This is a genomic window from Yersinia alsatica, assembly GCF_025133195.1.
Classification (GTDB): domain Bacteria; phylum Pseudomonadota; class Gammaproteobacteria; order Enterobacterales; family Enterobacteriaceae; genus Yersinia; species Yersinia alsatica.
Window position 1 is genome coordinate 4,230,013 of record NZ_CP104006.1, and the last position, 15,086, is coordinate 4,245,098.

Consider the following 15,086-nt stretch of genomic DNA (forward strand, 5'->3'; position numbering starts at 1 on the left):
AAGGTTAATCTATTAACAATTCAGCAACCTCGCAATCGCGGGAAGGCTCACAATTTAGAAGAAAATAATAAGGGAATAATATGAAAAGAATAATTACCCGCACCTTAGCCGCCTCGGTTCTGCTCCTGACGGCACAAATGGCACAGGCCATCGATGCACCTAACCGAACAGAATGTATTGCGCCTGCCAAACCCGGTGGCGGCTTTGACCTTACCTGTAAATTGATTCAGGTTTCCCTGCAAGAGACTAAAGCGATTGACCGCCCAATGCGGGTGACTTACATGCCGGGTGGTGTTGGCGCGGTAGCCTATAACGCCATTGTGGCGCAGCGCCCAGCAGAATTCGGCACAGTGGTCGCCTTCTCCGGCGGTTCCTTACTGAATCTGGCACAAAATAAATTTGGCCGTTATAGCCCTGACGATGTGAAGTGGCTGGCGGCCATCGGTACTGACTACGGCATGATTGCCGTGCGGGCTGACTCTCCCTATAAAACACTAAAAGATCTGATGGATGCCTTTAAACAGGACCCTAATAGTGTGGTTTTCGGGGCCGGTGCCTCAATTGGCAGCCAGGACTGGATGAAAACGGCGTTACTGGCCCGCGAGGTCGGTGTCGATCCCCATAAAATGCGCTATGTGGCCTTTGAGGGTGGCGGCGAACCGGTTACCGCATTGTTAGGCAACCATATTCAGGCAGTATCTGGGGATTTAAGTGAAATGGTGCCCTATCTGGCAGGCGACAAATTACGGGTATTGGCCGTTTATGCAGAACAACGCCTGCCCGGTCAACTCGCTAATATTCCGACCGCTAAAGAACAAGGCTTCAATTTAGTGTGGCCGATTATTCGTGGCTTCTATCTGGGGCCGAAGGTTAGTGATGCCGAATATCAGTGGTGGACGGATACCTTTAACACTCTGGTACAAACTGACGAGTTCAAAAAACAACGTGAATTACGTGGCTTATTTGAGTTCAACCTAACCGGCAAAGAGCTGGATGTTTATGTCAAAAAACAGATTGAACAATATCGTGAGCAAGCCAAAGCATTCGGGTTGGCCAAATAATTAAGGAGCAAGATGATGAGCGATCGTATTTTTGCCAGTATCTGGATACTGCTTTGCATCAGCGGCTTATTTATCGGCTGGGGAATTCAAAGCGAATATAGCTACGAGCCGCTAGGGCCGCGTCCTTTCCCCATGGCCATTCTGGCGTTAATGACACTCTGCGCGCTGCTTTTGCTGCTACGTAAACCAGATGTGATTGCCTGGCCGCACGCCAAAGTATTGCAGCGCTTGTTAGTGATGGTGATAACGCTGGTGCTCTATGCCTGGGGGTTTGAGTCACTTGGATTTCCGCTGGCGACCGCCCTACTAACATTCAGCATCGCATTGTTATTTGAGGCAAAAATATGGGTCGCTGCGCTGTCCGGCGTGGTTCTGGGCACGTCATTATTCTACGCCTTTGACTATTTACTTGATGTCACCTTGCCGCTTGGCGTTTGGCTGAACTAACGAGGCTGTGATGGAAACTTGGATGTATTTATCGCAAGGATTTGAGGTGGCATTAACACCGCAAAACCTGATGATTGCCCTGATAGGCTGCTTTATCGGTACCATTGTTGGCTTACTCCCAGGACTGGGGCCGATCAACGGCGTAGCTATTTTGCTGCCACTCGCTTTTGCTCTAAAACTCCCCGCAGAGTCTGCACTGATCTTGCTGGCCACGGTTTATATCGGTTGTGAATATGGCGGGCGTATCTCATCCATATTACTGAACGTTCCCGGTGATGCTGCCGCCATCATGACCGCCCTCGATGGTTATCCGATGGCGCAGCAAGGTCGTGCCGGGGTGGCGCTATCTATTTCAGCAGTTAGCTCATTTGTTGGTTCAATCTTGGCTATTGGTGGGATTATTCTGTTCGCACCGCTATTGGCACAGTGGTCACTGGCCTTCGGGCCATCAGAGTATTTCGCGCTGATGGTCTTCGCCATCGCCTGCCTTGGCAGCATGATGAGCCAAAACCCCTTAAAATCACTGCTTGCCGCCTTAATCGGATTGGGGCTGGCAACTGTGGGTGTTGATGCAAACACCGGCGTTTACCGCTTCACATTTGATAGTGTCCATCTCTCGGATGGGATCCAATTTATCGTGGTGGTAATCGGCTTGTTCTCGGTCAGTGAAATCTTGTTGATGCTGGAAAGTACCAGCACCGGCCAGAAGCTGGTGCGTAAAACCGGTCGTCTGATGTTCAACCGTAAAGAAGCGGCTGAATGTGTTGGGCCAACACTGCGATCTTCAGTCATCGGTTTCTTTGTCGGGATTTTGCCGGGTGCCGGAGCCACTATCGCCAGTGCACTGACCTACATGACCGAAAAACGCATCAGTGGCAACAGTGATAGCTTTGGTAAAGGCGATATTCGCGGTGTTGCCGCACCTGAAGCGGCGAATAATGCATCTGCCTGTGGGTCTTTTATTCCGATGCTGACTCTGGGCGTTCCTGGCTCAGGCACCACAGCGGTAATGATGGGCGCATTGACCCTGTATAACATCACGCCAGGGCCGGCGATGTTCACCGAGCAACCGGATATTGTCTGGGGGTTAATTGCCTCTCTGTTGATAGCCAACGTCATATTACTGCTGATGAACCTGCCTCTGGTTGGTTTCTTCACCCGCATGCTAACTATTCCGTTATGGTTCCTGGTACCCGCCATTGCCGCCGTCTCTGCGGTAGGGGTTTATGCCGTCCACAGCACCACTTTCGACCTGATGCTGATGGTGGGGTTGGGTATCTTCGGCTATCTGCTCAGAAAAATGAATTTCCCCATGTCCCCGCTGATTTTAGGCTTTGTCTTGGGAGAAATGCTGGAGCAGAACTTGCGCCGCGCACTGTCCATTAGCAATGGAAGCTACGATATTTTGTGGTCGAGCCCCATCGCCAAAAGCTTACTAATCCTAGCGGTGGCGGTGTTGATTCTGCCGCCACTCCTACGAGTGGTACGTAGACTTCGGCAATCAAAGTCGGCAATTAATGAAGGGTAAAATCTGACTGACATGACTCCGGGGCTAATAATTATAGGATTATTGGCCCCGATTTTTAGGGCTTGTCACAAGCGAATAGACTGGATTGGCTACGCATAAAGGTAGGAGAAGCTGGCGTCATATAGGCTAATTTATAAATTAACAATATGATAATAAAAGTTTTTCAGACATAAGACGACAAAAGAGTGGCGATATTTTTACGGGGCAGCATGAAGCAATACCTTGAAGAAAATAGAGTGTTAAATCATCTATATTTTGCCCGAGAAGTGGCGGTAACCCGGCCGGAATAAATCAGGTTTTCGATTTGCGGCCATCAGGCCGCCCTGTTCCGGCAAAAGAGTGGTAGAATCACAGCGTTAACTCACTAAACAGTAAGAATGAATGACCGTCGAAACGCAGCTCAATCCTACACAGCCCGTAAATCAGCAAATTTATCGAATTCTTCGTCGAGACATTGTGCATTGCCTTATTGCGCCGGGCACGCCGCTTTCTGAAAAAGAGGTTTCTGTCCGTTTTAATGTTTCTCGCCAGCCGGTTCGTGAAGCGTTTATCAAACTGGCGGAGAACGGTCTGATCCAAATTCGCCCCCAGCGCGGCAGCTATGTGAACAAAATTTCGTTATCGCAGGTGCGTAACGGCTGTTTTGTACGCCAGGCAATTGAATGCGCGGTTGTTCGTCGTGCAGCATCGATGATAACCGACAGCCAATGCTACCAACTGGAACAGAATCTTAACCAGCAGCGCGTTGCCATCGACCATAAGCAGATTAATGATTTCTTCGAGCTCGATGATGATTTTCACCAGCAACTGGCGATTATTGCTGATTGCCAGCTAGCGTGGGATACCGTTGAAAACATTAAGGCGACAATTGACCGAGTCCGTTATATGAGCTTGGATCATATTTCACCGCCAGAAATGCTGCTACGTCAACATCTGGAGATTTTTACTGCCCTTGAAAAGCATGATGGTGATGCAGTAGAACGCGCGATGACGATACATCTGCAAGAGATTGGTGAGTCTGTACAGTTGATTCGTCAGGAAAATAGCGACTGGTTTAGTGAAGAATGATGTGAATACCGCCCAAAAGCGGTATTCATCGCCTGTTTATTTCAGCTTTGCGGCATGTTTTGCAACAGTAGCTTTTGCGCCATCTGCCAGAAGCGACAGATACGCCTCTTTCACTCTCTTCGTAAACTGCTCAACCTGCGGGAGTTCATTGCCAAAGATGGCATCAATATCCAGCAGTGCCTGAACGCGATTTTCACCTTCTTTACTTTCTTGTACCGCTTTTTGGATCACTGGCAGCAGAGGATCACTGACTTCAATCGCATTGCCTTGTTCATCTACCCCGCCGACATAACGCATCCAGCCTGCCACACCCAGCGCCAGTAACTCGAAACTGCTGTTATGTGCTAAATGCCAGCGAATGGAATCCAACATGCGCTGAGGAAGTTTTTGGCTACCGTCCATGGCGATCTGCCAGGTACGATGACGCAGTGCCGGGTTACTGTAACGTTCAATCAGCAGATCGGCGTAACGCGCAAGATCCACACCTCGCACTTTCAGTGTCGGCGCTTGTTCTTGCAGCATCAGTGCACGCGCGGTAAGACGATAATTTTCGTCACCCATACAGTCGTTAATATGTTGATAACCCGCCAAATAGCCCAGATATGCCAGGAAGGAGTGGCTTCCGTTGAGCATACGCAATTTCATCTCTTCAAAAGGAATGACATCAGCGACCAGCTCTGCGCCCGCCTTTTCCCACTCAGGGCGACCAGCAACAAAATTATCTTCAATCACCCACTGACGGAATGGCTCGCACGCCACCCCGGCAGGATCACGTACGCCGGTCAGTTGCTCAATTTTATCCAGCGTGTCTGCCGTTACGGCTGGCACAATACGGTCAACCATCGTGGAGGGGAAGGTGACATTCTGCTCAATCCATGTGGCCAGATCAGCATCAACGGCACGAGCATAAGCGGTGATCACATTGCGTACCACATGGCCGTTTTCAGGCATGTTGTCGCAGGACATCACAGTAAATGCCGGTAAACCCGCTACTTTACGGCGAGCCAGCGCTTCAACCACCACGCCGAGTGCGGTTTTTGGCTGCTTGCGGTTCTGTAGATCGGCGGTGATCATCGGGTGATCCAGCATGAGTTGACCGGTTGCCGGAGAATGACAGTATCCCTTCTCCGTAATTGTCAGCGAAACAATAGCGACCTGTGGTTCACGCAGCGCGTTCAATACCGACTCCAGTCCATCAACCTTTGCATGTAGCGCATTTCTCACCACGCCAACCACTCTTGCCGTCCAGGTATCCGCTGACATTTCCGCTACGGTGTAGAGGTTATCCTGCTGCTTCAGATCGGCAATCTGCTGTTCGCCGCCGATCAGGTTAACTTCGCAATAGCCCCAGTCACTGTTGTGCTCGGTAGCCAAAATATCGGTATACACTCCTTGGTGAGCACGGTGAAACGCACCAAAACCAAGATGAACCATACGTGGAACCAGCTTAGTGCGATCATAGCCAGGAAGTGTAGCCTTTGCCGTTAAGAGCTTATTTTGCATTGTATGACCTACTTTATAATAAAATCAGGACGTCTTTAAGGAAGCGCCTATATAGTTTTTGAACGAAGCTTTTCGTCATCATTATTAAGTTATGCGACACCCCTACATAGAGGTGTCGCGGTATTAACTTAATGTTGTCGCCGACTTGGTTGCTTTGGCCACCGTATCATCCGCGTCGCACCACAGTGCGTCATAAGAATACCCGGTTAAGTCTTCAACAATTCGGCGAGTCTCTGGCTCCACATCCTGCTTCAGGCCATGAGCTTTCAAACGATCCACCTCATCAACAAAGATTTTATGCGTGCGTTTGTTCAAGTGGAATGTAACCGCCTGCCATAGTGCCAGCAGCAGTAAACCTGCGGTTCCAGCAAACAATAACGTCGCGATGGTATTGATCGCCTGCTCAGGCTGCACCAGACTCCCCTTCTCAAACCCACCGTTCTGTAGCATCAGCCCCACAATAAAGGTGGCGATGGCAACCGTCGTTTTACGCGAGAAAGTCATCACCGCAGCAAACAAACCTTCGCGACGCTGGCGAGTGATCATCTCGTCAATATCCGGAATGAAAGGAAACACATTCCACGGAGTGAACTCCAGCACACAGCGACCAACCTGATACAGGGCTGCCAGAATCAGCAGCACGGTAACTTTGTTCCCCATCGGGAACTGATAAACCATGAACAAGCCGGCCAGACACAACATCATCAATGTGTATGCGAAAACATATAGGCGCGAAGGACCGTATTTAATGATCGCCACCCCAGCTAACAAAGTGACCGGCAGACCAACAATACTCATCGACAACAACGTACCGGCCAGTGATGAAGAAACATTCAGGCAGTAAACACAGAAGAAAACAAACACCGTGTTGTAGACATCTTTTGCAGTAAAGGAAAACAGATAAATGGCCAGATGTTTTCTGAATGCGCGAACCTTTAATGTCGATCCATATTCCTTAAACAGCCCGCCAACCATGACTAATTTTTCGCTGAATGTTGTCGGCTGATTGCTGCGTTCCAGTTCTTGCAACATTTCTGGGGTTAAATCGCGCTCCCATGTCACTTTCCAAGAAATAAACACACACAGCATGAATAGGACCGCAAAAACTACGCCATTAATAAAATAGGCATTAGGATCGTGCTCACCAAAATGGCCAATTAATAGACCAGGAATAAAAGTGGCCAGAAATGTACCTGATGCAGAGAGGAACATGCGGCACGTCGAGAGTTTGGTTCGGGAATTAAAATCCTTCGTCATTTCTGAGGGCAGCGTTTCCCATGGAATTAACACTACCGCGGCAATGATTTCGAATGCCAGATATACCGTAAGGTAAAACCAGAAACTCATTCCAGTTACCCACAGCAGAATATAAACCAACATTAATGGCGCGCCGATAAGTAAAAAGAAGCGCCTTCTGCCAAACCTTTTACCTAATGCATTTTTATAAAAGTGGTCAGTAAAAGATCCCATAAATAAACTAACAATGGCATCGACGATCCTCGCAATCGCGACAATTGACGCCGCCTCGACCGGAGATAAGCCCACAAAGGTGGTATAAAAGAAAAGTAACCAGGCGCCAATAACGGTAAATGCGCCGCCACCCATAATATCCGTCAGACCATATCCAATACTGACCGGAATGGTAATTTTGCGGTTGGTACGAGTCATGTTCTATCCTCACAGGGAGAGTATTAGAAGTTGAAATAGTTATTAGCGTTAGCGTGACAAATGTTTCTGATCATTCGCGTCAGAACTTCTTTATTATTTGGTACTTCACCTTTCTCAACCCACCCGCCAATAAGGTTGCAAAGGATCCTGCGAAAATAATCGTGTCGGGTATAAGAAACGAAACTGCGGGAATCCGTCAGCATGCCAACGAAATGCATGAGTAATCCCTGGTCAGCAAGACTATTGAGCTGACTTTCCATACCCCGACGTGTGTCGTTAAACCACCAGCCCGAACCAAACTGCATCGGAGATTTCACTCCGTGCTCGGCACTCTGGAAATTAGCGATAGTTGTCGCAACAACGTCGTTATAACTGGCATTGAGGTTATAAAGGATGGTTTTCGGTAACGCGTTTGCTTGTACCATCGCATCCAACAATTGATTGAGGGATGATGCCAAGTGCAATTGATCGTTGATCGAATCAAAACCGGCATTAATTCCCACTTGCTGACGCATTCGGCTGTTGTTATTACGAATAGCGCCAAAATGAATCTGCATCGCCCAGTTTCTAGCTTTGTAGTGCGCGGAGAGCATGATGAAAATGGCACTGTTGAGCTGTATTTCTTCCTCATCAGTCAGGGATTGCCCCTCGGCCTTACGAGAAAAGAGATGGTTCGCATCTTCTGGCGAACAAGCCTTATATTGAATACTCACCGGGCCATGGTCGGAAATACGGCAGCCCACTTTATGGAACCAGTCAATACGTTTACCAATCGCATCAGCAAATTGATTAAAGGTATCTATTCTGGTCTCAGTTAACTGAGCGAGTTTTGTAATAAAGAGTGCAAACTCAGCCGCTTTTTCATTAAAAACATCATCGGGGCGAAATGTCGGTAAAACCTTAATGGCAAAGGTTTGATCCTGCTGTAACAAACGATGATATTCCAGAGAATCCAGCGGTGCGTCAGTCGTACAAATAACCTCGACGTTTGACCGTTCCATGAGACGACGCGGTTTAAAATCACTGTGTTTAATGAGCTGGTTACAGTGCGCCATAACCTCACGCCAATTCTGGCTATCGAGATTCATATTGCAGCCAAAATATTTGTTCAGCTCTAAGTGCGTCCAGTGATAAAGCGGATTACCGAATGCGGCCTCCACGGTTTCGGCCCAGGCACGGAATTTATCTTCTGCGCTGGCGTCTCCAGTAATAAAGTGTTCATTGATGCCATTAGCACGCATTGCCCGCCATTTATAATGGTCGCCCGCCAGCCAGAGCTGGGTAATATCTTCAAATGATTTATTTTCGTAAATATCTTTTGCTTCGAGATGACAATGATAATCGATGATCGGCAGATCTTTCGCGACGTCCTGATACAGCCGAACACCGACTTCATTGTCGATCATGAAATGATCGTTAATGAAGTCCATGTTTATTTTCCTGTATTCACTACTGAATCGTTGATTACCAGTTCCACAGCGTGCCATCTTCCAGACGGGCAACCGGTAAATGGGCGGGTTCATACGGATATTTCGCCGCCAGTTTTTCATCGAACTCAATACCGAGGCCTGGCTTATCCCCGGGATGCATATAGCCGTTATCAAACGTCCAGTTGTGCGGGAAGACTTCCAGCATTTGCTCCGAATATCCCATGTATTCCTGAACGCCGAAATTGGGTACCCACAAGTCAAAGTGCAGCGCAGCAGCCATGCAAACTGGAGAGAGGTCAGACGGACCATGCGAGCCTGTACGAACCTGATATAACGAAGCGAAGTCAGCAATGCGGCGCATTCCTGTGATACCGCCGGCGTGGGTAATGGTGGTGCGGATGTAGTCGATCAGTTGTTCTTCAATCAACTGTTTACAATCCCATATGCTGTTAAAAACTTCACCGACTGCAATGGGTGTGACGGTATGTTGACGGATCAGGCGGAAGCACTCCTGGTTTTCAGCAGGCGTGGGATCTTCCATCCAGAACAGCCGGTAGTCCTCAATGCTCTTGCCAAAACGCGCGGCTTCAATAGGCGTCAGGCGGTGATGCATGTCGTGCAGAAGATGCTCATTAAAACCGAATTTGTTGCGCACGGCTTCAAACAGTTTTGGCGTAAAATCGAGGTATTTCTCAGTTGACCACAGTTGCTCTTCCGGCCACTGCCCTTTGGTTGCAGGTTCGTAAGCCAGTCCTTTTCCCTTCGACATACCGTAAGTCGTTTTCATGCCCGGTACGCCGCACTGCACCCGAATAGCCTTGAAACCCATCTCTTTATGACGTGCATAATCTTCCAGCACATCGTCAACGCTATGGCCGGTGGTATGGCAATAAACCATCACTCCCTCACGGGATGCACCACCCAGTAATTGATACAGTGGCATATTGGCTGCTTTCGCTTTGATATCCCACAGCGCCATATCGACAGCAGAAATCGCCGACATGGTGACAGGTCCACGACGCCAGTAAGCACCTTTGTAAAAGAACTGCCAGATATCTTCGATACGGTGCGCATCACGCCCGATAAGCTGAGGACATAGATGATCTTTTAGATACGACGCAACAGACAGTTCACGCCCATTCAAAGTCGCGTCACCTAAACCGGTAATGCCATCTTCGGTCGTAATCTTCAGAGTGACGAAGTTACGTCCTGGACAGGTGACAAAGACTTCAGCCGCTACAATCTTCATTTTTTGTTCCTTACATCTCTTTTGCGATGTATAGAACTTACTCAACTCACATACTACCATACAAGTATAATTGCGATAAAATCGCGAGGTGATCACAAAAAACCGTCACTTTTGCAGGACGAACAACACCAACAGCGCACTGTTTTTATACGGATCAGTACCTGCGGTAGTAGCATGGGGAACTTGGTGCTGGCTGGGAACAATAACGCCCCCCAATATTTGACAGAGAGAAAGAAGCGCCGCAAACCTACAAAGATGTCATGAAGGATTACAACATTGTAGGTACCTACCAGAATATTGCGCAAGTCGCCATTGCGGCCCTGCAAGGGTTGGCGTGGGCGATAGGACCAAAGCATTGGCCGGTGCATCAGCCGCGTATCTGGCGCAGTTAATTAAAGATGTGGTCGGTGACGATAATGGAGCGGCACGTATTGATGCGCATGCGGTGCTGGGTGCGGTGCCTTCTCATTTACAAGGCAACAACGCCGCCGGTGGTATCGGAGCTTTAAGCGATGATCTGGCCGCCATCTACATCAAAAACAGTCTGTACCCGAATATCAATACCAAAGACCTCACAGAAGCAGGTTATTGTTAACCTGAGCTCTCTGGCCGCTGGACGATCCGGTGACATCTCCGGGGATAGCGCGGTACGGGTAGTGCCATTGCCAGGGCATAGGCCAGGAAGAATGTGGTGGAGAATAGCCATCTGAGTCAGGGTAGTCCGTAGAAATACACTGAGAAATATAAAGAATGTAATGGAAATACGGGTTGTTAGCAGAATATCCGTAAAAATATGGCTCAGGAATCGGCGGAAAATATTCAGAAGCTAAAATCGTGCTGGGATGCCGGTGATTCAGCTTGTGTTACAGAAACGCGTTCGAGAATAGAACTTGATGAGAAAGCTTATACTGATGAGTTTTTGAAGAAAACGTGGCCATTAACTCTGCGTTCTCCTGCCAGTACTGATATAAACATGTTTATATTTTATAGCCAATGGCTTATACGCATTGATCGCTTACAGCAAGGACATCATCATGCGCACTGATTACACTCATGCAGAAAATTTAAAAAAACTCCTGAATACCATTGACCCTTGGGCTGAAAGCCCTTTGTGGTTGAATAACCTCCATAAATTTATTGTTGAAGTTCACAATGCAGATCTTGAGACTCGTTCATCTGTTGAATTTCATCAGCGCCTGTGGACTCAAAACCCTGTCAGCAACGCCGCACAGGGAGCGATTGATGTGAGTAAAGCCATCGCTGATGAGCCATTTCGCCTTTGGGTGGCGGAACAATCTATGGAAAAGCTGGAGAATAAAGACACGGAAACGTGCGCGCTTTGGCTGCATAATTTTTATCAAGAGTTACTGATACGCATCCGGCAGTTTACTACTACGACACCCTATTTATTGACCATGCGAACTCTCGCTGCTCTATGGCCACGTAAATTCACAACGCTGAGTAGCTTTACACCGGCATATGACATTGCGCGAGTTTGGTTTGGCAGTACTGACTTTACGGCAACTAGGTTGCAACTGGCGCTTACAGATCACATGAATGACCTGCTGGGGAAAACCGGAGAAGATATGACGGCGGTTGCAGCACGTATGGCATTGCCGTGGTTAGCATTAAGATCCATACGCCAGAGTGAAAATCCAGAGCAATCAGAGGAACTGGGTAAATCGGGTGATATCATCTTACAGCACCGACCAGCAGAACAGCGTCGTAAAGGGTTGACCTCACTGACCGGAGGTATTAGCACGATAAAAAGTGTACTTTATTTTCTGGAAACGCCTAAGACACGAAACGATTTAATCGATTTTCTCCAGGAAGAGTTTCCTGATTCAAAAAACAGCACCTTAAGCACCATCATCAGCATACTCAGTAATGAATTCTTCGTTATTGAAAAAGACGGAGACCAATTTACCCTATCCTCACGCGGAGCAGCTTTTCTCAGAACCCAAGATCCGCAGGAGCTAATCCCAGTGATGATCACCCATATTCTCGGGGTAGATCATGTGCTACTTGCCATGCGTGACGAGAGTAAAAGTTTTATACAACTGCTGGCTTTACTCAGAAAAGTGCATGCAGGATGGACATCTGAGACCGTACCCCGTTCAATACTCAGTTGGCTTATTCAACTTGGTTTAGTCAAAAAGGATGACCAGAAAGCTTACAATCTGACCGAAGAAGGTAATGTGTGGTCGAACCGGATTACCTGGCAGCCTGAATACCTGCCACAAGTCCCGGTTATTGAAACGGACTTACAACCGGATGGTGTTTCTGCTGAATTTGATGTGTATGCCCTCGATATAAGTGCAATTGTTAACGACGTCGTCAAAGATAGTGCTTTTCAACTCTGGCAGGTTGAACAACTTCATTTAGGTCTTTGGTCAAATAAACAACGACACTTCGCGATACTCGCCGGTCTCTCGGGATCAGGAAAGACACAACTCGCACTAAGGTATGCTCAGGCATTAGGTTCTCATCATTCTGGTTCTACCTTTGATGATGATAAAAAAACCTGGTTCATTCAGGCGGTCTTGCCAGGCTGGTACGATCCGTCGCCCCTATTAGGCTATATCAACCCGCTACGTCCAGAAAGTTATACACGGACCCCGTTGCTGAACTTCTTACTTGAGGCAGCCAATACCCCCGACAAACCGTTTGTGATCATCCTGGATGAAATGAACCTCTCCCATCCGGAGCATTACTTCGCACCATTCCTTTCAGCAATGGAGTCTGGTTCACCGTTGATGCTACATAGTGAAGGTGACATGTTCGATGGTGTGCCTGCTCGTATGCGTTACCCTTCTAATGTAGCTTTTATAGGTACTCTTAACATGGATGAAACGACTCATGGCCTGTCGGATAAAGTCCTCGACAGGGCGTGGACAATGGAGTTCTGGGATATCAATCTAGATGACTTCCCTAGTTGGACTAAGTACGGATTGACCAATGATGAACAGAGCCATGTTCGCAGAGTCTTAGAGGCACTCTTAGGGCACTTACAACCTGAACGATTACACTTCGGCTGGCGTACCATTGAAGATGTACTTAGCTATGTTTCACTCGCTCGTCAGTCTGACTCATTTAGGCTAGAAAACACCTTGGATGACGTGATCTATGCCCGCGTTCTGCCCAAGCTTCGCGGGTCAGATAGCGACCGTCTACGGCAGTTGCTGGCAGAATGTCATTCATCATGTGAAGCATTCCGCCTGATACGCTGCGCACGCAAAATAGCCTCGTTAACTGCTGATTTGGAAAATGCGGGCATGATGAGGTTCTGGCGCTAATATGAAACTGAGAGTTTGGCTAGAAGAAAACATCAATTCAGATCACTGCGCAATGCTGGATCAGGCAAACCAGCCGGTAACAGGATTCTCGGAGTTGCGCAGATACCTGATCGAGTGCCCTCAGGAATTGCAGAATGCTCAACTATACGCTGATGACGCCTGCTTGCAGAAGATTTCCGGTTACTGGATCTGGCACCCTAATTTCTATGCAGGAGAAGTGGATCTAGAGTTGGTGCTGGATGATAGAGGTACCACTGTGAGCTGGCGTGTGGACGTGAGCAATGATCCGCTAAAAAGTGGCAAAGAAGCGTGGCAGCAATTCCTCCAGGATATAATCGCCTTTGACAGTTTAAGAATTGCAGGCAGTGAACCTGCTCAACATCAATTAGGGGGAATGTCGCGCTATGCGGGGGTCTGGCTACGTTATGCACGTATAAAGCAGTTTTTCCCACGTTATGAACAGGGATTGAACGCCGTTCTTCATCACCCTGTTTACGGATATCAACAACAGACGAAACAATATCCACTGGGCAGACTGAAACAGATTACACCTTCAGTAGTGCAACAACTTGTCCGGTATGCAGATCTGCTGACTGGGAGCTCTGCGGAGTCGCGATGCTCCGATAATGATATCAATCAGTTACAGGTAAGGGCCACACATTCCGATATCACCTGGGATACTCCTGCCAACCGTCAATTAAAATACCAGTTGCAGCTTATTGACCGCCGGGTAACCCAGGTGCTCACCACTCTAAAGAACATACAAAAGGCTAACGTTAAGGAAATCTCCGATACACGAACCAATATCAACGATCGGCTGGAACGGAGGATTGACTATCTGATAGCTGCAAAGAAGCAGTTGCGTTACACCGTCGAACAGATGCCCTTTTTCGCTGCTGACCCAAAACAGTCGAATGGTCTGGATTTCGATGCCATTGCCGGACACCCTCACTACCAACTGACTTGGCGCATGGGAGTCAGATTACTTCGTGAAGGTATATCCGGCTTGTCCCGTGATGAAAACCATTATCTGATACCAAGCTGGGATGTCTACGAGGCGTGGTGTTTTGTCGCGTTAGCGGAAGGGCTAAAACGTAAACTTCCCGACATAAAATGGAAACTGTCGCAATACGCCGGAAGACTTACATTCCGGGCAAAACATAATGGCCAGAGCATTAAACTGCATAGCCAAAAGTCGTTTCCCGCTTTATTAAAAAGACCGTCAATAAACGACGATATGCCCCATTCCATTAGCTCCATGCGTAGACCCGATTTGATACTGGAAATCACCACATCAGGTACAACGCAGTTCATCTGCCTGGACAGTAAATATACTTCACGAGGAAAGCGCATTCTTGAAGAAATGGCATCCGCACATATTTATCATGATTCCCTGCGTTTGCAGCAAAAGCGACCGGTACTTTCATTGTTACTGGTTCCTCGCAATCAAGAACTTGAAAGGCTGGAGTGTGAATCCTGGTGGCAGCAACATCAGACAGGCTGTTTTACCCTAAATAATAGTGAAAGCGCTTCCGTTTTACTCGATAGACTCTGGAAGTATCTTATTCCAGACAATGTCCATTCGCTTGCAACGCTGGCGAGTTAATGAGCATTCTAGGTAAAAATGGACTGGCTGTACTGTCTTGATTAACTGCATTGCTTAATAAATCAGACTTTAGGGCCAGTTGCCCTGTGATGAATCTATGGCTCAGGCAATACGTATGCTTTCTGGCTCGCTTGCTTTCGTCATTTTATCCACTGCACGCTGACCTGTCCCATTGATTGACATACAGATCTGATACACAAAAAGTCGACACCTTCCTAGACAACTCGCGC

General features: G+C 47.9%; 14 protein-coding genes. 10 read left to right on the forward strand and 4 right to left on the reverse strand.

Going from position 1 to position 15,086, the window contains the following annotated elements; all coding sequences use genetic code 11:
- Positions 1-80 precede the first annotated feature (80 nt).
- From N0H69_RS19155 to N0H69_RS19170, 4 genes are all read left to right on the forward strand, one after another.
- A complete protein-coding gene (locus N0H69_RS19155) occupies positions 81-1,061 on the forward strand; it encodes a Bug family tripartite tricarboxylate transporter substrate binding protein (RefSeq protein WP_050108792.1) in 981 nt (326 codons plus the stop codon).
- Positions 1,062-1,076: 15 nt separating this feature from the next.
- Complete coding sequence (locus N0H69_RS19160) at positions 1,077-1,508, forward strand: tripartite tricarboxylate transporter TctB family protein (protein WP_050108794.1); 432 nt, start codon at positions 1,077-1,079, stop codon at positions 1,506-1,508.
- A gap of 10 nt (positions 1,509-1,518) precedes the next feature.
- Entirely contained in the window at positions 1,519-3,036 is a 1,518-nt protein-coding gene (locus N0H69_RS19165; protein WP_050108796.1) for a tripartite tricarboxylate transporter permease, read from the forward strand.
- Between the two features lie 381 nt (positions 3,037-3,417).
- Positions 3,418-4,104, forward strand: a complete 687-nt coding sequence (locus N0H69_RS19170) for a GntR family transcriptional regulator (RefSeq protein WP_050151481.1) — start codon at positions 3,418-3,420, stop codon at positions 4,102-4,104.
- Positions 4,105-4,140: 36 nt separating this feature from the next.
- Here N0H69_RS19170 and N0H69_RS19175 read toward each other — a convergent pair whose 3' ends face one another.
- The 4 genes from N0H69_RS19175 to rspA all read right to left on the reverse strand — a co-directional run bounded on the left by N0H69_RS19175 (position 4,141) and on the right by rspA (position 9,954).
- The gene (locus N0H69_RS19175) at positions 4,141-5,607 is read right to left on the reverse strand and encodes a mannitol dehydrogenase family protein (protein ID WP_050151483.1); all 1,467 of its coding nucleotides are present in this window, start codon (positions 5,605-5,607) and stop codon (positions 4,141-4,143) included.
- A gap of 123 nt (positions 5,608-5,730) precedes the next feature.
- Positions 5,731-7,275 (reverse strand): MFS transporter, encoded by a 1,545-nt coding sequence (locus N0H69_RS19180; RefSeq protein ID WP_050108802.1) that lies wholly within the window; start codon positions 7,273-7,275, stop codon positions 5,731-5,733.
- Positions 7,276-7,298: 23 nt separating this feature from the next.
- Positions 7,299-8,705, reverse strand: coding sequence for a glucuronate isomerase (gene uxaC / locus N0H69_RS19185; protein ID WP_050151485.1), 1,407 nt, complete (start codon positions 8,703-8,705; stop codon positions 7,299-7,301).
- A 34-nt stretch (positions 8,706-8,739) separates the two neighbouring features.
- The gene (rspA, locus tag N0H69_RS19190) at positions 8,740-9,954 is read right to left on the reverse strand and encodes a starvation-sensing protein RspA (protein WP_050108807.1); all 1,215 of its coding nucleotides are present in this window, start codon (positions 9,952-9,954) and stop codon (positions 8,740-8,742) included.
- A gap of 260 nt (positions 9,955-10,214) precedes the next feature.
- Here rspA and N0H69_RS22290 point away from each other — a divergent pair, with 260 nt between their 5' ends.
- The 6 genes from N0H69_RS22290 (at position 10,215) to N0H69_RS19210 (ending at position 14,856) form a co-directional block, all read left to right on the forward strand.
- Positions 10,215-10,346 (forward strand): hypothetical protein, encoded by a 132-nt coding sequence (locus N0H69_RS22290; RefSeq protein WP_375541924.1) that lies wholly within the window; start codon positions 10,215-10,217, stop codon positions 10,344-10,346.
- A complete protein-coding gene (locus tag N0H69_RS19195) occupies positions 10,289-10,549 on the forward strand; it encodes a hypothetical protein (RefSeq protein ID WP_050151487.1) in 261 nt (86 codons plus the stop codon). The genes N0H69_RS22290 and N0H69_RS19195 overlap by 58 nt, the downstream gene beginning before the upstream one ends.
- The gene (locus N0H69_RS22295) at positions 10,467-10,664 is read left to right on the forward strand and encodes a VENN motif pre-toxin domain-containing protein (protein ID WP_375541925.1); all 198 of its coding nucleotides are present in this window, start codon (positions 10,467-10,469) and stop codon (positions 10,662-10,664) included. Before N0H69_RS19195 ends, N0H69_RS22295 begins: the two co-directional genes overlap by 83 nt.
- Before the next feature lie 83 nt (positions 10,665-10,747).
- On the forward strand, positions 10,748-10,999 hold the full coding sequence (locus tag N0H69_RS19200; RefSeq protein WP_050108811.1) for a hypothetical protein: 252 nt from the start codon (positions 10,748-10,750) through the stop codon (positions 10,997-10,999).
- Entirely contained in the window at positions 10,989-13,250 is a 2,262-nt protein-coding gene (locus N0H69_RS19205; protein ID WP_050151489.1) for an McrB family protein, read from the forward strand. The genes N0H69_RS19200 and N0H69_RS19205 overlap by 11 nt, the downstream gene beginning before the upstream one ends.
- Position 13,251: 1 nt before the next feature.
- Positions 13,252-14,856 (forward strand): DUF2357 domain-containing protein, encoded by a 1,605-nt coding sequence (locus tag N0H69_RS19210; protein WP_050151491.1) that lies wholly within the window; start codon positions 13,252-13,254, stop codon positions 14,854-14,856.
- The last annotated feature ends 230 nt before the right edge of the window (positions 14,857-15,086 follow it).